The sequence below is a fragment of the Tepidimonas sp. genome (assembly GCF_036825565.1).
In the GTDB taxonomy this organism is placed as follows: domain Bacteria; phylum Pseudomonadota; class Gammaproteobacteria; order Burkholderiales; family Burkholderiaceae_C; genus Tepidimonas.
The window spans coordinates 1-19,454 of the sequence record NZ_DAISXZ010000041.1 but is presented as its reverse complement, the minus strand read 5'-3'; the positions used below and the strand labels follow the sequence as shown (position 1 = coordinate 19,454).

Sequence of the window (19,454 nt, the reverse complement as noted above, 5' to 3'; positions counted from 1 at the left end):
GCAGGGGGGCTGCCGGCCGGCAGCCCCCCTGCCCCCGCGGCGCGACACCACGCCCTACCAGATGCGGGTGGAGGACAACATCCTGCGGCCGCTGATCGACGCGCTGGCCGAACGCTGCCGTTACGCCCAGCGGCGCGCCGCCATAGCTGAGTGGAACGCGCACAGCCCCGTGCTGCAGCGGGGCCTGGCGCTCACCCCAGTCAAGTTTGGAATCAGCTTCACGGCGACGCTGTTCAACCAAGCGGGGGCGCTGGTGCATGTGTACACGGACGGCAGCGTGCTGGTGAATCACGGCGGTACCGAGATGGGCCAGGGCCTGCACACCAAGGTGGCCCAGATCGTGGCGGACGAACTGGGGGTGCCGGTGGAGCGCGTGCAGGTCAGCGCCAGCGACACCGCGCGCGTGCCCAACGCCAGCGCCACCGCAGCCTCCAGTGGCACCGACCTCAACGGCCGCGCGGCGCAATACGCTGCCGCCAGCGTGCGCCAGAATTTGGCCGCCTTCGTCTGCGGGCTGGACGGCTGCGGCGCGGGGGAAATCCGCTTCGAAGGCGGCTGGGTGCTCTCTCCCAAGGCGCGCCGGTGCTTCGACGATGTGGTACGCGAGGCCTACGCCAACCGCATCCAGCTCTGGAGCGACGGCTTTTACCGCACGCCCAAGATCCACTACGACAAGACCACGCTGACGGGGCGGCCCTTTTACTACTTCGCCTACGGCGCGGCGTGCACCGAAGTGGCCGTCGACCCGCTGACCGGCGAGCTTCGGGTGCTGGCCGTGGATGTGCTGCACGACGTGGGGCGCAGCATCAACCCGGCGATCGACGTCGGGCAGATCGAAGGGGGCTTTGTGCAGGGCATGGGTTGGCTGACCACCGAAGAGCTGGTCTGGCGCGACGACGGGCGGCTGTGGACCACCGGGGCCAGCACCTACAAAATCCCCACCGCCGGCGACCTGCCGCCGCACTGGCGCATCGACCTCTGGCCCGAGCCGAACCGCGAAGACAATGTGTTTGGCAGCAAGGCGGTGGGCGAACCGCCGTTCATGCTGGCCATCAGCGTGTGGGAGGCAGTGCGCGACGCGGTGGCCAGCGCGCGGCGCCGCGCCGGCCTGCCGGCCGATGGCCCGCTGCCGCTAGACGCCCCCGCCACGCCGGAGCGGATCTGGCGCGCCTGCCAGGAGGCCTAGCGGGGGCGGGGGCCAGCCGTCGTCGAAAGGCTCACGCACCTCATGCTGGAATCGGCGCGCCACGCGCTCGCCACTGCCGCGCCCGCGCGACAAGCCGGTCGAGCGGGCGTTCGGTGGGGTCATGGCAGGTGCCCCATCAGCGCAGCCACAGCGCCCGGAAGTCGTTGACGTTGGTGTGCGTGGGCCCGGTGACGAGCAGGTCGTCCAGCGCGGCAAAAAAACCGTAGCTGTCGTGCCGGTCCAAGTGATCGCGCGCCGACAGGCCCAGCCCCCGGGCGCGCGCCAGCGTGTCCGGGGTAACGAAGGCGCCGGCGTTGTCTTCCGTGCCGTCGATGCCGTCCGTGTCCGCCGCCAGCGCCCACACCCCCGGGGTGCCGTCCAGCGCCAACGCCAGGCCGAGGGCGAATTCCGCCGCCCGCCCGCCGCGCGGGCGCTGGCCCGCTGCCTGCGCCGGGGCGCGCACCGTCACCGTGGTTTCGCCGCCGGACAGGATCACGCACGGCGGACGCAAGGGCCCGTGCCCCTGCAGGGCATAGCGGACCAGCGCAGCATGCACCCGAGCCACCTCGCGCGATTCGCCCTCCAAAGCATCGCCCAGCACATAGGCGCGCAGCCCCAGGCGCTCGACCTCGGCGGCGGCGGCCTGCAAGGCCGCGTGCGGCGTGGCGATCAGGCGCACCGTGCACATGGCCCAGCGCGGATGGTCGGGCTTGGGTGTCTCGTGCCGCCCCGCGGCCAGATCCGCCCGCACGGCGGGCGGCAGCGCGATGCCGTAGCGGTCCAGCACCGCCAGCGCGTCGGCGTCGGTGCTGGCATCGGCCACCGTCGGGCCGCTTGCGATCACGGCGGGGTCGTCCCCCGGCACATCGCTGATGGCCAGCGTCCAGACGGGGGCCGGCGCCGCGGCCAGCGCCAGCCGCCCGCCCTGGATGCGGGAGAGGTGCTTGCGCACGACGTTCATCTCGTGGATCGACGCGCCACTGGCCAGCAGCGCCCGGGTGATGGCCTGTAACCCGGGCAGATCCAGGCCCGGCACCGGCAGGCCCAGCAGGGCCGAGCCTCCGCCGGAGATGAGCGCGATCACGAGATCGTCGGGCCCCAGCCCCTGGACGGAGGCCAACAGCCGTTGCGCCGCATGTACCCCGGCCGCGTCGGGCACGGGGTGCGCGGCTTCCAGCACGTCGATGCGCGGCGGTACGCCCAGGGGCCGCGGGGGCGTGTGGCCGTAGCGCGTGACCACGCAGCCGCTCAGGGGGGTCTGCGCGGGCCAGGCCGCCTCCAGGGCGTGGGCCATGGCGCCCGCGGCCTTGCCGGCCCCGACGACAACCGTGCGCCCGCGCGGCGGAGGTGGCAGGCGGGCGGCCAGTTGGCGGGCAGGCTGAGCACGCTCGACGGCCGTGCGGTACAGGTGGGTCAGCCACTCACGAGGGGTGTCGGGGGTGGGGGTCATGGTGCATCCAAACGGCGCGTGAAGGGAGGCAGCCCCTGGAGGATGAGACGGCCATAACCGGTGGACAGCAGCCGAGGGTCGTAGCAGACGATGCGGGCCCGGTCGTCCTCGGTGCGGATGGCACGCCCCACCCACTGCAGCAGCCGTGTGGCGGTGGCGGGCACGACCAGATCCAGAAACGGGTCGCGCCCCCGGCCGCGCAGCCACTCGGCGCGGGCCTCGCCCACCGGGTCATCCGGCGGCGCAAAGGGCAGCTTGGTGATGAACAGGTCCTCGCACAGCCGGCCCGGCAGGTCCAGCCCCTCGCCAAAGGACTGCAGACCAAACAGGATGGACGGCTCGCCCGCGGCCACCCGCTCGCGGTGGCGCGCCAGCAGACGGGATCGCGGCAGCGTGCCCTGCACCAGCACGCGATCGCGCCACTCCGCGGGCAACGCGGTGGCCACCCGTTGCATGTGCGCGCGGGCGGTGAACAGCACCAGCGCCCCATGCCGAACGGACGGCAGATCTCGCAGCAGCGCGTCCTGCACCGCCTGCAGGTAGGCGGCCGCATCGCGGGGGTCCACCGACACACCGCCCAGCACCAGCGCCCCCTGTTCGGCGTAGTCGAAGGGGCTGGCGACGGCCAGGGCCTCGACATCGGGATCGTCCGCCAGTCCGGCCTCGCGCAGAAAAAAGTCGAACTGCCCGCACGGGGTCAGCGTGGCCGAGGTCAGCACCGCGCCGCGCGCCCCACTCCATAGCCGGGCCCGCAGCAGCCCGCCCGGCTGGATGGGGCTGGCATGGGCCTGCACCCGCACCGTGTCGCCGACCGCCCCGGCGCCGGGGGCCGACAGCGTGAACCACTTGGCCAGGGGCGCTTCACCCTCGGGGGGCTCGTGCAGCAACCAGCGCACGGTGTCGTGGGCGGCCTCGAGCCTCGGGGCCAAGGTGCCGAGCTGCGCGTACAACTGGGAGAGCCGCCGCGCCTCGTCCGGCCGCTCGCGCAGCGCCGCACGCAGCGCGGCACTGACGGCGCGCAACGCATCCAAAAAGGCCGCGCTGGCCTGGGCCGCCTCCTGCAGCGGGACATCGAAGCCGTCGGGCAGGCGGCCACGCGGCAAGCGCACGCACAGGGGCTGTGCGTCGCCGTCCACCTCGCACAGCCGCGCACCCCAGGTTTGCACTGCCAGACGGGCCACCGCCTGCAACGCATGGCGCAGCCGCGCGGCGGCGGGCGGCACATCCCCCAGGGCATCCAACTCGACCTCCTGCCCCGCCTTGAGCGCCCGGCTGGCGAGCTGGTCGATCCATGCCAGCCGCGTCAAACCCGCCCGGCAACCAAACTGCTCCAGCGCGATGGCCGGCAGGTGGTGCGCCTCGTCCAGCACCAGCAGGCACTGATCCAGCTCCGGCAACTGGCGCGAGCCCAGCGTGGACAACAGCAGATCGTGGTTGACGACGATGACCTGCGCGCCCACCAGCGCCTTGCGCTGCTCGAAATAGACGCACCCCCCGTACAGCGGACAATGGCGCGCCGTGCACGACGCCGCCTCGGCAGCGATGGCCGACCACCAGGCGGGCTCCGGCGGCTCCGGCAGGCTGTCCCGATCGCCATCCCAGCGGCCGTGGGCCAGATCGTGCGCCCGGGCACGCAGCCACGCCAGCCGCTCACCGCTGGGGGCGCCCGCCGCGGGGACTTCGTCAACGTCCGCCAGGTCGGGCTCGGCGTGCGGATCGGCCAGCCAGCGCTCGAGCTTGAGCCGGCACACATAGCGGCCGCGCCCCTTGGCCAGCGCGTAGCGAAAACCCACCGGCAGCCGCTGCGCCAAGGCCGGCAGGTCCTGGTGCACGAGCTGCTCCTGCAAGGCCACAGTGGCCGTGGACACCACGAGCCGCGTTTGCTTGGCCACGGCCGCCACGATGGCCGGTGCCAGATACGCCAGCGACTTGCCGACCCCGGTGCCGGCCTGGATCACCGCCAAGCGGCGCGTGACGGGGGCCGCCTCGTCATTTGGCTTGCCCAGGGTCACGGGGGCGAATGTGCGGGCCACATGCCGCGCCATCTCCCGCTGCCCCGGACGTGGCCGCAAACCGTCTTGGCCCGCGATCAGGTCGTCGAACGCGTCCAGCGCCTGGGCGGCCAGGTCCTCCGTTGCCTCCGTCGTGTTCATGGAGACCGAGTGTGACACACGCACCGGGTTTCACCCCCATAATCCCCGTCATCGCAGAGGGCGACGCCCCACGGATCAGGGAGACCACTTCACACATTGCCACTCCCCCACCTGTCCGTGACCTCCGGCCCATCGTCGCCCGCTGCCCCATCCGGCGCCACCGTGCGGATCGAGCACGGCCTGCAGTTTCTGGCCGCCTACCTGGTCCCCGTGCTTGCCGCGCTGCTGTCGGTTTGGGCACTGTGGTCATGGTCCGACGAATACCCCGTCAGGGACGGACGCCCACTGGCGTTTACGGCCATGGCGGTGGACACGCCCCGATCCCCCGCCGAGGTTCTGGACGGCCTGGCCCGCCGCACCCCACGCACAGAGTGGGACACGCACCTGTCCGAGCACCCGTTGTGGGTAAGCCTGCGGCTGGCACCACAGGATCGCGCGCCAGGGCGCGTGATCGACTTTCCGTCCCGCCACACGACCGCCATGCGGTGCTGGGACGGCGATGGACAGCAACCGCTGGGTCAGATCGACCGCAGCGCGGGCGGCGACGGGGCCCTGCGCCCCTCGCGCGCTGGCTTCGTCCTGGCCATGCCGCAACTGCCCACCCATGTGCTGTGCGAGGCACGCTTCACCGGCCCGGCACGCTTTAGCGCCGTCGGGCGCGCCGCGGAAGATCTGCCCGTGCTGGAGCGGCAGTTCCACCGCGACGCCGGCTGGCTGGACGGGGGCTTGCTACTGCTGGCCCTGTTCACCCTGGTTGCCGGCATCCTCAACCGCGAGCGCACTTATCTGATCTTCGCGGCATGGCTGGTCATCAACCAGCGCATGGCGGCGCTGTCGGGGGGCTGGGACTACCAGTGGCTGGGGCATCTGGTGCCGGCCGATTGGCTGACGCCGATGCGGCAGCTGACACTGGCCTTGTATTCGACGGCCACCGTGGTGCTGTTTCGCTTTTTGTTCGAGTCGGACCTGGAGCGCACGCGCACGCTGGCAGCGGTACGGATGGTCGTGCTGGCCTGTGTGCCGGTCCTGGCGGCCGCGCTGGTACTGCCCTACCGGTACTTTCTGCCCGTCATCTGGGTTGCCACCGCGATTGGCGTGTGTGTGCTGGGCTATGCGCTAGCGGTCATCCTGGTGCGCACCCGCTCGCCCGTGGCCATGTGGTACGCGGGCTCCATGGCCATCGCGCTGGGGGCGAGCCTGTATGAGGTGATCGCTGCGGCGCTCGGCCTCAAGGGCCTAATCGGCGCCGTCAACAGCATGACGGCGGCGTTGGCGTCCAGCCTGCTGGCGTCCCTGGCGATCGCCGAGCAGTTTCGGCAGGAGCATCTGCAACGGCTGGCCCTGCAGGCCGAATTGCAGCACACCTTCGACTTTTTGCCCATCGGGCTGTTCACCCTGGACACACAGGGCCAGTTCATCAGCGCCAACCCGGCGGCGCACGCCCTCGCCGGTCGGGGCCTGGACGTGGGCCGCACCCGCTGGGACGATCTTTTCCCCGCGCACGACTGGGCGCAGCTCCAGCACGGCGACGGCGCGGAGCGCAGCGTGGAGTTCGAAACCAGTCTGACGCGCGAAGACGGCATGACGCGCCGCTTCCTGGTCCGTGCCGCGCGCGCCGGCGACAAGATCGAAGGCACGCTGCAGGACATCACCGACAAAGTGCGGGCGCACGAGCATCTGCAGTTCCTGGCCGATCATGACCCGCTGACCAAGGCGATGAATCGGCGGGGGTGGAGGCCTGCCTCAGTCGGGGCCTGCAGCGGCTGAGGCGCGGTAAACCCCTGGCCGTCGCCTATCTGGACCTGGATCGCTTCAAACTGATCAACGACCTGTACGGCCACGTCGCGGGCGACGCCGTGCTGCAACAGGTGTGCGAGCGCGCGCAGGAGCCGCTGTCGCCCCACATGTACCTAGGCCGCATCGGTGGCGACGAGTTTTGCTGGTGATGCTGGACACGCCGTTGCACCGAGCCGAAACCGTCTGCCGCGACGTCCTCCTGCGCCTGATGCACGAGCCGTTCACCGTCGGTGACCGCGCCTTTCAGGTGCGCGGATCGATCGGCCTGATCGAGGTCTCCCCCGGCGCCTCGCCCAAGGACGTAGTGGCCACGGCCGACCGCGCCTGCCGCGAGGCCAAGCGCGCCCACGCCAGCGGCCTGGTGGTGTACGAGCACGGATCGCGCGCCTTTCGCGACCACGAGGCCGAAATGCAACTGGTCGAACGCCTGGCGGCCGGGCAGAACATCGAGGGTCTGTTCCTCGAGATGCAGCCCATCGTCTCGCTGCGGCACCCGCACCAGTCGCTCAACTTCGAGGTGCTGCTGCGCATGCACGACGAACACGGCAGCCGCGTGCCCACCGAGCGGCTGATCCGCGCCGGCGAGAACGCCGGCCGCATGAGCGTCATCGACCGCTGGGTCGTGGAATCCACGCTGCGCTGGCTGACGGAGCACGAGGCCCGGCTGCCGCAGAACCAGTTCGTCTGCCTCAACCTCAGAGGCGCGTCGCTCAACGACGAGCGCTTCATCGAGGACATGTACGACACGCTGGAGCGCCACCGCGGGGTCGCGCACCGGCTGTGCCTGGAGGTGACCGAGAGCGTCGCGCTCAACGACATCGCCAACACGCGCCGCTTCATCGACCGCGTGCGCAGCCACGGCGCCAAGGTGGCGCTGGACGACTTTGGCGCGGGCTACACCTCGTTCTCGTACCTGAAGGATTTGCCGGCCGACATCCTCAAAATCGATGGCAGCTTCATCGTCAACATGAACCGCCATCCCGCCAACGTCGCGATCGTCGAAGCGATCGTCAGTCTGGCACAAAACCTGGGCATGAAAACCATCGCCGAATGGGCCGAGGACTTCGAGACGGTCGAAACCCTGGCCGAAATCGGGGTGGACTTCGTGCAGGGCTACGCGCTGTCGCGCCCCGTGGCGGCGCAGCAGATTCTGGCGGCCCAGTCGGGGGCGGACTTCATCGCCGACGCCCGCCTGGGCGACTACCTCAACAGCCTGCCGCCGGACGACGACCTGGCCAACGTCGATTGGGTGCTGGGGCACCCCGAACCGGACACGACGGGCCAGCCCGGTCAATCGAGGTCGATGTCCGGGTGATCGGTGTTGAACCAGAAGTCGTACAGCGGATGCTCGGCGCCGTCGTCGCGCGCCGTCGCGATCTGGCAATACAAGACGCGATGGGGCAGGTTGAACACATGCGGCAGGGGAATGAAGCCGGCACCGGGGTGAACGTCGCGGAACATCAGCCGGGCGTACTGGCGGTCCAGCGGCGCGCGGGCCGTCACGAGCACGAAGCGCACCCTTTCGCGCAGGCACCAGAAGTACGCGGCCTTGAGCATCACCGTCTTGACCACCCGGCTGTGCACCGCCTGGGCGACCGCCAGCCGGGTCACCTCGGCACAGGGGGCGCCGGCCATCCAGTCGGGCAAGTCGAACGACTGCTCCAGCGCCAGCGGCTGGTAGCGATTGGTCTGAATCCGCAGCGTTCCCAGCGCCGAGCCGTCCACCTTGGACTCGGCGAGCAGCACCGCCACACCCGGGGCATGGTCCACGGGCTCGGGGCTGCGCAGCCCTTGCGTGATCGCGGCAGGCAAATGCCGCGCGTAGGCCGCGTGCCGTACATCGACGGCCTTTTGCAAGTCCTGCGCGGCGTGCGCCACGCGGACGGTGAATGGCAACCACTCGACATGACGCGCCGCGGCCGCCGGGCCGGGCACCCCCCACGACAGGGACGATGGCACGGCATACCAGCCGTCGACGGGGGCGCGGGGGTCAGACGCAAGGGTGGGCGAGAGCATGGTGTGATCCTCCGGGGCAAACGCCCCAAGTGTCGAGACGCTTTTCACTGTAGGCACCGCCCAACGCCCCTGTAGTCGGCAACGCGCCGTTTTGCGTGTCGGCGGTTTTCCGACGCGGCGGTCGGCGGCACGCCCCGCTTACAATCCCGACCGCGCCGGAAGCGTGGCAGAGTGGTCGATTGCACCGGTCTTGAAAACCGGCAACGGGCAACCGTTCGTGAGTTCGAATCTCACCCTCCCCGTCGAAGTTAAAGTAAGTCGTTGATTTGTCGATAAGTTCTTGAAAATCAAGGACTTGGAAGACGCTAGGTGTGCCAAACATGTGTGCCACACGAGATCAACGCGAAGTGCCTGAAAACTTCTACCGGCCAGACCACGGCCGCACGCTGAACTGGTACGTTCGGCTCGTCCCGCCCTCTGCCTTGAAGGGCCTCCCCGGAGTTCGAGAGTTCCGTAAGTCAACTGGCACCGCCGACTTGCGAAGGGCCAAGGCCATCGGCGCCCGGCTCATCGCCGAGAAGCGGGCCGAATGGGATCAACTCTTGGCTGGTGTCCGCGGTAACCAGTCAGCGCCGCGCATCCTGAGTCAGGACCTCATCCAGCACATCTGCGCCAGGCGGCTTTATCACTGGATGCAGCTCGATGACGAGGCGCGCTTCGAGGGCGAGGGATACGACGACGCCACCAGTGCGGCGCTTGTCCAGCTCTGCGAAGTCACAGACCAGTCGATGCGGTCCGTCGTGCAGCGTGGAAAGGCCTCACCGGAGTGGTCGAGCGTCCTGGACGTCATCGACTTCTGGTGCGTGCAGGTCGATTGCCCGGTCGAGCGGACCGACCCGCTGTACCCGCAACTCGTGAGGGCTTTCGCCGAAGTGGAGCGCGAAGCCGCCGCCCGTCTGTTGCGCAGAAGCCAGGGCGAGCCCGCCGCCACGCCGTCCAAGCCGCAAGCGCCAGGCGCAACCTTGAGCGCGATGACCGAGCCTTACCGTGCTTTCAAACAGGTCACGGCTGGCACGAAGCACCTCGGCACCTCGTTGAACATCTGGGCGCGGTTGATCGAGCACATGGGCGATGTTCCGCTCGCTTCCGTAAAGGGCGCCGACCTTTTCGAGTTCCTAGAAGCCCGCATGCGAGCGCCCGAGAAGCCGTGGTCCATGACGTACGCGCATGGCTTGGTCAAGCGCACGCTGCGCGAGGTATTTGGCCTCGCGCGGACGCGCAGCTTGCTGGATGGCCCGAATCCGGTCGATGCGATGGAAGTCATGCCGATGCTCACCGCCAGCGAGGAGCGCGAGAGGAAGAAGCCTCGCTACCCATTCACAAATAAGCAGCTCACGACGCTGTTCGGGTCCAACTGGTACCGGGCAGATTCCGACCGGTGGCGCGGCAAAATGCGGAAAGACTTGGCCGCGCGCTTCTGGGTACCGCTGGTCTGCATGTTCCACGGTAATCGCGTCCGCGAAGTGCTCCAGCTCGTCGCGTCTGACTTCGATGCCACTGGGGATGTACCGGTCGTGCACTTTCGAGCGGAGCTTGAAGGCGAACAAGCTGACCTGCTCGCCGCTGGGGTCGCCCGCAGCGTCAAGAACGACGCCACCGAGCGTGTGGTTCCTCTGCATCCGTCGCTGCTTGCGCTGGGGATCCTGGACTTCGTTGCCACTCGGCGGCGCGCGGACGGCGAACACGCCATGCTCTTCCCGTCGAGTCTTCCGAAGCCAGGCGGCAAGACTCCGATCCTGGGCCGAGCCTACGAACAGGCGTTCTTGCGCTACGTCCGCGACGAACTCGAGTTCGGCCACGGCTTCGGAAACCACAGCTTCCGGCATCAGCTTGAAGACCGCATCCGCGACGCGCAGCGTCCCGGACAGCAGTGGCCGGCCGGACTGGCGCAGGCCTACACCGGCCGCAAGCGTCTGCGCGGGCAAGACGTGGGTGTCATCGAGACCGAGGGCAGCGAATCCGCGTACGGTCGCGGGCACGCTCCGTCTGTCGTACTGGAGTACATCAAGACTCTCGACTTCAGTGGAGTCGAGCTGCCGCCGGCCTACTCGGTATGGCTGGCCGGTCGGGCACGTCAGGAGCGGTAGAGCGCAGCGCCACAGGTAGCGCACAGGTGCCGCCGGTGATGCTCGGTCAGGTGGTACAGGAACACCCTGCCGCCCGCGCAGCGGTTGCAGCGGAGGGGGCCGTTCTTCACCAGCCCGGGATGACGACGGCGGTACTCGTCGAACGTCGGCAAGCGCCAATACATGTTCCAGAAGCCCAAGGCGCTCAGCCCGATGACGAGCGCAAGGAATCCGACGATGGCGAGCGTCACGAGGGCATCGCTAGACACGCGGCGCTCCCTGGAAAGCGTGCAGGAAGTCGGCGGCACGTTGAGCCTGGGATGCTGCTGTAAAAACAGCGCGGCTGTCGGATTGCAAGACCTTGAGCCAGTCGCCGACGTAGGCCGCGTGGTCTTCGCGCGGCTCTGCACCGATGCGCAGATCGGCGCAGATGAACGCCGCGCACAACTCCGCGACCAGCTCCTCCATGGCGTACGCCGCATCGCCAAAGCGTCGCCCGAACTCACGGGCCAGGCGCTGGGGGTGCCCAGTCCAGTGCGCCAGCTCGTGCGCCTTGGTCGCGGCATAGCTGGCCGGGTCCCGGAATGCGGATGGGTCCGGCAGCTGAATCAAGTCAGAGCCTGGGGCATAGAAAGCCCGGCTGCCGCCGTGCTGCACACGGGCCCCCGTCGCGGCAAAGAATGCCTCCGCTCCCTCATCAGGCCTGACCTGGGCCAGCGAAACGGTTGGCACTGAGTCGGCCTCGGGCAACCCGTCTACCTGGTCAATATTGAACACGGTGTAGCTCCGCAGGAACGCGAACGTCCTCTGCGACCTGGGTTCGGAAGGCTCCTCGACCTCCTCGGCTGCGTCGGACGTGCTCTGTCGGCCGGCGAACACCACGAGGGCACCCCGCTCCCCTTTGCGAACCTGACCGCCAAGCGCCTCCGCCTGGCGGTAGGTCAGCCAGGTGTTGCGCTGGTATCCGCGCTCCTGCGCGGTGGCCCAAAGCAAGAGCACGTTGATGCCGCGGTAGGTCTCGCCGTTGTGGCGCCTGGGGCGGGCCGGAGTCTCGGCATCTTTCCTCCACGGGCAGGCCCATGGCCTGACGCCCTGGGCCAGCGCCTGGACGATTCGTTGAGTGACTTCGGCGTAAAGGTCACGGCGGGGTTTGCTGGCTTCCATCGGTCTTCTCCTGTAGGGCTGGTGGGTGCGTGATGGCACCCGGTGCCCGTTGGCGAAACCGGGGGTAGCAAGAGGTCAACGGCAGGCAGCCAGGCAGGGGTACACCCCGTCTGCACGGCAGGAAGATGGGGAAAGGCTGGCCGGATGGCCCGCGCGATCCGCGCGGGCTTCACCGTTGAGCGTCGCGAGGGGCTGGCCCCTTAGCTGACTTGTGATTTTTTTTGAGCCCCGCTGCCAACATTGCTGCAAGGGTTTGGCTAAACAGCACGTCTTTACTCCGTGCCTGGACTTCCGGGCTCACAACACGGAGTACTTAATGCACCACATCTTTTCCCCTATCGCGATCGAGGGAGACCTCGACCGCCTCCACTTCTGCGCCGACACCGCCGACCTGGCTGCTAGAGACAGCGAGCTGGCACGGTTCGTGGATTACGCCAAGTCGGACGACCTGGCTCCGAGCGTCTTCGAGGTGCCCGGCATCATGTTCCCGACGCTCATCCCTGAAATCCTGTGGGAGGCTCCGATGTGGGTCCACTGGCTGGGCGAGGGGTTCGACGAAATCGTGGATGAACTGGTTCAAGTGAGGGTCGAACCGTCCAGCGTCTACACGACCGACCTGAGGCAACGGGTACTCGCCCACTGCTTCAGGACCTCGCGGCTGGATGTTTACTCGCCGGAAGAGCCCCTGGGGCGCAGCGCATGGGCCGCCTATGACAATGAGGTCCTGTCCCTGTTCGTCACGCCTACGCGAGTCGTGTCGCGTCCTCAGTGGCTAGACGAAGGCTACTTCGACTGCCTGAACGCCACCGGGCACTACTGCGGTGGCAGCTACGAGCCGACTGCCCTCTTCACCAGGGACGAGCTGGACGGCGCGCTGCTCAGGTCCGTGCTGCGCGGGAACTGGCCGACCGAAGACCCGGAAGGGCGGCCGATGCTGCTGCTCCAGAGCGCGGAGCTGCCGCCGGGTTGGTTCCGCTGAACCTGCTCCCTGAACGACGGCCCGCTGTGCGGGCCATTTTTTTTGGCACAGGTGAGAGCGGAGTTGCCGAGCCTCAGGTCTGTCAAGACTTCTGTCCTTGGACAGAAGTTCTTTTGCTGGATGGTGGTGAAGTCTGGAGCGAGGGCAAAACACCCCCCAACCCGCTCGGATCGCGGATGGAGGTGGCTGCCCTGCGAGTGTGGACGGCGGCGTTAGCCCCTCGCTTCGAGCGCTGCGGTCGTGTGAATACGCCGCAGCACAACCGGACTTTGGGGCGGACTGCACCCACCCCCGCCACGCCTCCGGTTGTTCCACCCGGCGCTGCGCCCATGGCTCCCGCTTGGCGCTGAAGTGGCCCGCGGGGTATTGAGCCCTCTCCTGCCACGAGACCTATAGCTCGTGGGTTTAAACGCTGGTTGCCGCGCCCCCGCAGGAGGGCGCCACGACCTGCGTTGGGGACCGGCGCGTAGCGCCGGGACAAGCGGCCGGCGCCGCGCAGTCCCGGCCGACGCTCCTGCCCCAGCAGGACGAGGCCGGTCGGGGGAGCCGGGGCCGGTAAGCGCGGTCCAAGCGCGGGTCGGCGCCAACGCCGACTAGGGCAGCCGGGGGCATCGCCCCGCCCCCGACGCCATGCGGCCGGGCAACCGGTTTCGCAGTCGCCAGACACGGGCGTCCAGCCCGGCCGTGAGCGGGGGTCAAAGACACCGCAGAACATGCCCCCAAAGGGGCTTGTGCTGCGAGCGGAAGGTGTGGAACCGGTTGCCCGGCCGCGCAGCGGCACAAGGGGCGCTGCAATGAAGGCCGGAACGACGCCCTAGCGTCGTAGGGCGTGGCCCGACGTCCAGGAGGGGAAAACGCCCGGTCGGCCACCGTCCAGCGCGATCCCGCTGGACGGCTCCCAATGCTCGTTCAAGGCGGTAGCTACAGGTAGTCGGAGCACAAGGGTGCTCATCAACCTGGAGATATGCCCATGAACAACACCATCTTTCCCCAGGCCGCGCTGCCGACTGGCACGCCGACCGACGACAGCACACCGACGACGCTGGACAAGCGCATCGTGGGTGAGCGCAACAGGACCGACGTGCTGACCTGGCTCGCGCGGTTTGGTTGGCTGACCAACCGCATGGTTGCGGCGTTGGTCTGGTCTGACGCCGCACAGGCGCAAGCCATGGCCCGCCGGACCCTGAAGGCGCTGACGGACGACAAGCTCGTCATCGCGCGAGCCATGCCCAAGGGCACGGTCTATGTGCTGTCGGCCAAGGGCGCCCGGCTGCTCACCGAGCAGACCGGTATGGAGGCCGAGGGCGGTAACGCCCTGGCACTGGGCAACCCGGTTCATCGCGCGGCCAGCAACTGGTACTTGATTCGCGCCGTGCAGCAGGGCTTGGGCGTGGTGACCGAGCACGAGATAGCGACGGAGCGTGGCCCGTGCCGGGTGCTCAAGGGCAAGCAAGCCGATGGGATGGTCATCGCGGATAACGGGCGTTGCGTATGGCTGGAGTGCGAGAACTCGCAAAAGTCGCGCCCTGAGCGTCACAAGACCGTTGCTCTGGTGCAGGAGTGCATTGGGGGCGAGCGGCAGGTCGAGTTGGCACCCGGCCTGTGGCTGGCCCGTTTGGCCTTGGTGGCGACGAACGAGCAAGCCCTTCGCTGGATGGCAGCGTCGTTTCAAGACGCGCACCGGATGGGGCGGCTGACTGACAGCCAAGTCGCAGAGGTGGATGTGTGCCTGCTCCCAATCTCCGAGAGCTTGGTCCCCGGCGATGCCATCGACGGCAATTTGTACTGGGACGTACTCCTTCCAGCCAGCTCCTGACGGCGTGGCTGTTTCCGTGGCCGCCCTTGCGTCGCGAATCAGCGCCATTACGCGCTGATCCACGCCGCTCCGCCTTCCGCCGACCGGATGGCTAAACCTTTTTTTCTGGACTTCTCAGCCCGGCGCACCGCGCCGTCTGAGTCTTCCAAGTCTGCGCAGGTGTTCAGCGCTCATTGACGTGGTTCCCGGGCCTTCGCCCGGAGACCCACTTTGTCAATTGCACGCGGCCAGAGCGCCAACCAGACCACTTCCACCCACCGAGTCATTGAACTCTTTGCCGGCGTCGGCGGCTTTCGCCACGGATTGATGCAGGCCAATGCCGAACGCTCCCGGCTTGGGCTCCCTCCCGCCTTCGAGGTCGTATGGGCAAACCAGTTTGAGCCCGGTTGCAAGCGTCAACACGCTGCTGCCGTCTACCAGGCGCGGTGGGGACACGCCGCCGTAAACCGCGACCTGTTCGAAGTCTTGAAAGACCCCGCCGAACTGGACCGCCTCGACACGCTGGCACCCACGATGCTGGTAGGTGGCTTCCCCTGCCAAGACTACTCGGTGGCAAAGCCCGCCTCCCAAAGCCACGGACTCGAAGGCAAGAAGGGTGTGCTGTGGTGGGGCATTCACAAGCTGCTCGAACTGCGACTGCAACGAGGCAAGCCCGTCGAGCTTCTGATGTTGGAGAACGTGGATCGCCTCATCAGCAGTCCAAGCACGTGCCGCGGTCGCGACTTCGCCATCATCCTGTCAAGCCTGCAAGCCCTGGGCTACGCGGCTGCTTGGCAGGTCATCAACGCCGCGGATTACGGCCACGCCCAAAAGCGCAAGCGGGTGTTCATCGTGGCCATCCACGAGACCAGCGAGCAGTACGCTGAATGGACTGCCGCTTGCGCGGCTCCAGACCGCTGGCTCCAGTCCTCATCGCCGCTGGCGGCCGGACTCCCCGTGGACCTGGTGGGGTCGGTGTCCAGCTTCGCCCTGGGCGGTGACGTGCTGGCGACCCAGCAGGGCTATGAGCCAGGCGCCAGGGGTGCCACTCGCTTCGCCAATGCCGGCGTCTGTATCAATGGGCGGGTCTGGACGGCGGCCACCAAAGCTGCGGCCATCTCCGACTTCACGCCCTTTGTTGGCCAGTCAGCGGCCCTGACGCTTGGTGATGTGGTGTCGGCCACGTCTGACGTGAGCCCGAGTTACTTTTTGGACGAGTCCAGCGTTCCTCAGTGGCAGTTCCTGAAGGGCGCGAAGTCCATCGAGCGGGTCAGCGCTGCCGGCCACGCCTACCGGTTCAGCGAGGGGGCGATGCAGTTCCCGGACCCGCTCGACCGGCCTGCTCGAACCATCATTACCAGCGAAGGGGGCGCTGCGCCCTCCCGCACCCGCCACGTCATCCAGGCGGCGGACGGGCGCCTACGCCGCCTGACGCCGGAGGAGCTGGAAGCCCTGAACGGGTTCCCGAGAGGCTTCACCGCGATTCCCGGCATCAGCGACTCGAAGCGAGCGTTCCTGATGGGGAACGCGCTGGTCACTGGGCTGGTCGCTCGCATCGGCGCAGCGCTGGTTGGCTGCTCCGCTCCGGCTCCGAAGCTTGACCTCGCCTTGGGTGGCGGCTCGCCTTGGCGATCCAGTCTCGCAGAGGGACTGGCTCCGAGGGTACAGGTGGTCTGTCACTTACAATTGACGCGTGGAGAGCTGGCAGAGTGGTCGATTGCACCGGTCTTGAAAACCGGCAGCCCGCGAGGGCTCCAGGGTTCGAATCCCTGGCTCTCCGCCACCCAACTTATGAGCCTCACGCTCTCACCGAACGACGTCAAGCCTGGCGACGTGTTGCTGTGCCGCCCCCCGGAAGGGATCAACGCAAGCAAGGTCGTCAGGAGGTCGATAGCCGCGGTCACTGGTTGCCCGTACACGCACGCAGCCATTGCACTTTCACATTCGGAAGTACTCGACGCCCGGCCTCTGCACGGGGTGAAGGTGCGGCCACTGGCTGAGTTGTTGGCTGAGGCACGTCACGTGGCTGTGCTGCGGCACCCGGATGCATGGAACCCTCAGCGCATCGACGGGCTGAGGGACTATGCGGCTGCTCTTCAAGCGCTCGGAGCGGGGTACAACTACCGCGAAGCACTGCGCTACTCGGCGAACCGTCGCAGGCACGCGGTGGAAGCAATGGACGCGCTTGCGCGCTACTTTGAGACCGGCGAGCAACAGCCGGCGGCGGATTTCGGCCCGTTCTTCTGCTCGGAGCTGGTCGCCGCCTGTTTCGTCGACAGTGGCTTCCTCCACCCTAGCGCGGCCGTAGTCATTGCCCCCGGCGTGCAAGCGCCCGGGGACCTGACTAAGGAGCCCGCGTTTGGGTTTCTGGTGGGCTTCCTCACCGCGGATTCGAGGAGCAAGGTGCCGGAGGATGACCCAATGCTGCTACACACGAGATACCGAGAGATTTTCGGCGCTCAGTAGCTTGTCATCCAAGACTCACAGGCGAACTGAACGGTCGCGGGGGTGCACATACCTGCGGACCGTTCCCTGCTGGCGATCTAAGTCACCAGTGCCTATTGCACTCGTCGACCTTAGAAGTAGCCCGTCTGCAAGACACTAGTCTCGATTGGCTGCTCGTTGCGAATGAGCTCTCTGATATGCCCCACAAAACGACCAAACATGTCCGCCCTGAAGGGGTTCGCCTGCAAGAAACCTAAGTACTCACCTCGAAGCTGGCGACGCTTTGCAGCCGAAGAGTAATGCGCACGCACATTTGAATTGAGTCGCTTTGCTTTGCGAAGAATTATGATCTCGTCGATATCCGTAGGCGCAGTACTCTGCGGCGACATGTCCAGCCACTCACACAAGAGATAATACCTTGCCCCGGCAACCGCAGTCTTAGTGTCATGCGCCGTTGCGCAAGCCTCCTGGAACATAGTTTTATCCAGATTGGTTTTGCACTCGGCAGCCACGTAACTGATGTAGGTTTGCTGCGTGACCGCGTCCGCAAAATCGTGGCTATGCGAAGCCATCAAGAAAAGCGGCTTTGCCAAGGCAAAATCTTGATTCTTGGTCTTTATAGCCAAGCCACCGCCCGGCCGCAGAGAATCTAGGCTCGAATTGAAATACGTTGCAGAAAACGATGGTGTCGGACCAAGCACTGCACCAATCGGCTGTAGTTCTGGAAGAACCTTGGGGTGCCCGACCAATCTCGGCAAAAACTCCTCAATTACACTGTTATCAAGCTTCAACTGGCCCTTCTGCCTGTACAAGAAGTCCTCAGTGCTGTCAAAGACCAAGTCTACATCGATGTAATTTCGATAACTATTCAACAGGTCGACCATTCGAGCAATTACCTGCTCGGCAGTACCATCGACTCCGTCGAGATCCGCAATCCAAGCCTGATAGGTGCTTATCGCGGCCTGAATTCGTGGATGATCTGCCACCGGGAGCTTGTCATTCGCAAGGGTGGCAGTTAGTTTTTCAAGATGCGGAGTGGGGTATGGCATAGGTTGATCTCAAGTGATTTGTTCTGTGACTAGCTTTTGCATCAAAAGAAGGCGAAGGGAGAACTTTCTCTGCACCTTCAATTGCATTCCGAATGTCGCTCAGAACATCCTCTGCGAATCCTTGCCCAAGCGCGAGCGCGACATGTAGGGCCTCGGTCGCCACCTGACGCAGGTTGCTCATGCTTAGCTCCCTTCGGGACTCCTTGCGCAGGTGCAGTATGTCCTCAACTATGCGTTGCCCAAACCGGTTCGTAAACACGCGCTCTTGACGCAAGACAAGCCGATACCCAGCTCGAAGTGCGAGCTCTGAGAAAATCGCTCCATTAAAGAATGTCACCCCACGAACCTTTGACTCACGTCCTAGGACAAAAATCAGTCGAGCCTCGGCCGTAGTTACGTCCCACAAATTGTGAAGTGCAAGCCCAAGATCGAGACAATACTGAATTACCGTGAGGAACCGGTTGCCTCGGTGTTTGCGATTGGACCCTATCTCAGTTCTAGCCACCTGCAACAGGTCCCAACCTAGAGCCTCCGCGGAAGCTCTGTACTGTTGATGATAGTTGTAAACATTGATATAGGGAGGCGAAGTGAGCACTAGGCTTGCCGGCTCACTAAGGACTGGCTTGCGACCGTCGCCGATAAGCATGCGGATTGGCTTATCTGAAAAGGGCAACCCAAGGATGATTCGCTTAAGTTTGACCCAAGCCGCATTTACCTTTGCAGAGTCACTTCCTTTGTAAATGTCGGACAAGACTACTAATGTCTCGAATACGGATCGCTCAAGCGGCTTGGCATCGTCAAAGCTAGCAAGAAGTTCGTCACCACGTAGAGACCAGTTGGATGAATCGGCAGGCGGGAGGTCAAGCAGCCCCGACTCAGACAATTTCGCCAATCGACGATCAATTTCAGCTAAAGCCAATTCTCGCTGCGCCTTGCTAACGTTAGATATTCCATAAGTTTGCGCAAGGAGATATGCCGCCGGATTGACTTCAATCCCTGTGGCCTGGAGCCCCAGTCGTGCGGACTCATAAAGCACCGTCCCGCTTCCACAAAACGGGTCAAGGACAGTGGTCGTCGATTCAGCATATTGCTCCAGCAGCGCCTCGACGAACTGAGGGGAAAACTGACCGTTCCACGGCAGAAGATTGCTTCGCGCTTTTTCCTCGATGTTCAGGCGCGCTGGCGCTATCTCCTGAGTATCCAAAGGCGTTTGTGCAAAGACAGAATTTTCTGTTATCACATTTTCCAGCAGCACAAAACAACACCAATTTCAATTAGTAGGTTCACTCACTTGGGTAGTTGTCGCATCCCGGATGATCACATAATACCCAGCCGCCGTGGATACCTGCTGGCA

15 protein-coding genes, 1 tRNA gene and 1 pseudogene are annotated in these 19,454 nt (G+C 66.1%); 10 read left to right on the top strand and 7 right to left on the bottom strand.

Annotated features, from left to right (window positions below; translation table 11 throughout):
* A partial coding sequence (locus tag V7026_RS07070) for a molybdopterin cofactor-binding domain-containing protein (RefSeq protein ID WP_334154663.1) occupies positions 1–1,186 on the top strand: 1,186 nt, incomplete at its 5' end.
* A gap of 136 nt (positions 1,187–1,322) precedes the next feature.
* On the opposite strand, the gene V7026_RS07065 is transcribed toward V7026_RS07070, so the two are convergent.
* Both V7026_RS07065 and dinG read right to left on the bottom strand, forming a co-directional pair.
* Positions 1,323–2,636 carry a glycerate kinase type-2 family protein gene (locus tag V7026_RS07065; protein WP_334154661.1) on the bottom strand — a complete coding sequence of 438 codons (1,314 nt, stop codon included), beginning with the start codon at positions 2,634–2,636 and terminating at the stop codon, positions 1,323–1,325.
* Positions 2,633–4,789 (bottom strand): ATP-dependent DNA helicase DinG, encoded by a 2,157-nt coding sequence (dinG, locus tag V7026_RS07060; RefSeq protein WP_334154658.1) that lies wholly within the window; start codon positions 4,787–4,789, stop codon positions 2,633–2,635. Before dinG ends, V7026_RS07065 begins: the two co-directional genes overlap by 4 nt.
* Positions 4,790–4,906: 117 nt before the next feature.
* Between dinG and V7026_RS07055 the strand changes: the two genes are divergently transcribed.
* Genes V7026_RS07055 through V7026_RS07045 form a run of 3 tightly spaced genes read left to right on the top strand, consistent with a single transcriptional unit; the run spans position 4,907 to position 7,901 of the window.
* Complete coding sequence (locus V7026_RS07055; RefSeq protein ID WP_334154657.1) at positions 4,907–6,556, top strand: 7TM diverse intracellular signaling domain-containing protein; 1,650 nt, start codon at positions 4,907–4,909, stop codon at positions 6,554–6,556.
* Positions 6,520–6,735, top strand: a complete 216-nt coding sequence (locus V7026_RS07050; RefSeq protein ID WP_334154655.1) for a GGDEF domain-containing protein — start codon at positions 6,520–6,522, stop codon at positions 6,733–6,735. The genes V7026_RS07055 and V7026_RS07050 overlap by 37 nt, the downstream gene beginning before the upstream one ends.
* Entirely contained in the window at positions 6,735–7,901 is a 1,167-nt protein-coding gene (locus V7026_RS07045; RefSeq protein ID WP_334154665.1) for a GGDEF domain-containing phosphodiesterase, read from the top strand. Before V7026_RS07050 ends, V7026_RS07045 begins: the two co-directional genes overlap by 1 nt.
* On the opposite strand, the gene V7026_RS07040 is transcribed toward V7026_RS07045, so the two are convergent.
* Positions 7,877–8,602 carry an N-acyl amino acid synthase FeeM domain-containing protein gene (locus tag V7026_RS07040; protein ID WP_334154653.1) on the bottom strand — a complete coding sequence of 242 codons (726 nt, stop codon included), beginning with the start codon at positions 8,600–8,602 and terminating at the stop codon, positions 7,877–7,879. The genes V7026_RS07045 and V7026_RS07040 overlap by 25 nt on opposite strands.
* 320 nt (positions 8,603–8,922) lie before the next feature.
* Here V7026_RS07040 and V7026_RS07035 point away from each other — a divergent pair, with 320 nt between their 5' ends.
* Positions 8,923–10,689: a DUF6538 domain-containing protein gene (locus tag V7026_RS07035; protein WP_334154651.1), complete on the top strand. Its 1,767-nt coding sequence runs from the start codon at positions 8,923–8,925 to the stop codon at positions 10,687–10,689.
* On the opposite strand, the gene V7026_RS07030 is transcribed toward V7026_RS07035, so the two are convergent.
* A complete protein-coding gene (locus V7026_RS07030; protein ID WP_334154650.1) occupies positions 10,677–10,937 on the bottom strand; it encodes a hypothetical protein in 261 nt (86 codons plus the stop codon). The two genes, V7026_RS07035 and V7026_RS07030, sit on opposite strands and share 13 nt — an antisense overlap.
* Entirely contained in the window at positions 10,930–11,832 is a 903-nt protein-coding gene (locus V7026_RS07025; protein WP_334154649.1) for an ArdC family protein, read from the bottom strand. The genes V7026_RS07030 and V7026_RS07025 overlap by 8 nt, the downstream gene beginning before the upstream one ends.
* A 316-nt stretch (positions 11,833–12,148) precedes the next feature.
* On the opposite strand from V7026_RS07025, the gene V7026_RS07020 reads away from it, so the two are divergent.
* The 5 genes and pseudogenes from V7026_RS07020 (at position 12,149) to V7026_RS07000 (ending at position 17,072) form a co-directional block, all read left to right on the top strand.
* Positions 12,149–12,811 (top strand): hypothetical protein, encoded by a 663-nt coding sequence (locus tag V7026_RS07020; RefSeq protein WP_334154648.1) that lies wholly within the window; start codon positions 12,149–12,151, stop codon positions 12,809–12,811.
* 970 nt (positions 12,812–13,781) lie between these two features.
* Entirely contained in the window at positions 13,782–14,627 is an 846-nt protein-coding gene (locus tag V7026_RS07015) for a hypothetical protein (RefSeq protein WP_334154647.1), read from the top strand.
* A 306-nt stretch (positions 14,628–14,933) separates the two neighbouring features.
* Positions 14,934–16,112: pseudogene (gene dcm / locus V7026_RS07010) on the top strand (DNA (cytosine-5-)-methyltransferase); the annotation flags it as partial.
* A 189-nt stretch (positions 16,113–16,301) separates the two neighbouring features.
* Positions 16,302–16,389: transfer RNA gene (locus tag V7026_RS07005), tRNA-Ser, on the top strand.
* A gap of 8 nt (positions 16,390–16,397) precedes the next feature.
* On the top strand, positions 16,398–17,072 hold the full coding sequence (locus V7026_RS07000; RefSeq protein ID WP_334154646.1) for a hypothetical protein: 675 nt from the start codon (positions 16,398–16,400) through the stop codon (positions 17,070–17,072).
* A 110-nt stretch (positions 17,073–17,182) separates the two neighbouring features.
* Here V7026_RS07000 and V7026_RS06995 read toward each other — a convergent pair whose 3' ends face one another.
* Together V7026_RS06995 and V7026_RS06990 are read right to left on the bottom strand one after the other, a co-directional pair.
* Entirely contained in the window at positions 17,183–18,100 is a 918-nt protein-coding gene (locus V7026_RS06995) for a Bpu10I family restriction endonuclease (RefSeq protein ID WP_334154644.1), read from the bottom strand.
* A complete protein-coding gene (locus V7026_RS06990; RefSeq protein WP_334154643.1) occupies positions 18,075–19,355 on the bottom strand; it encodes a DNA methyltransferase in 1,281 nt (426 codons plus the stop codon). Before V7026_RS06990 ends, V7026_RS06995 begins: the two co-directional genes overlap by 26 nt.
* Positions 19,356–19,454: the final 99 nt, after the last annotated feature.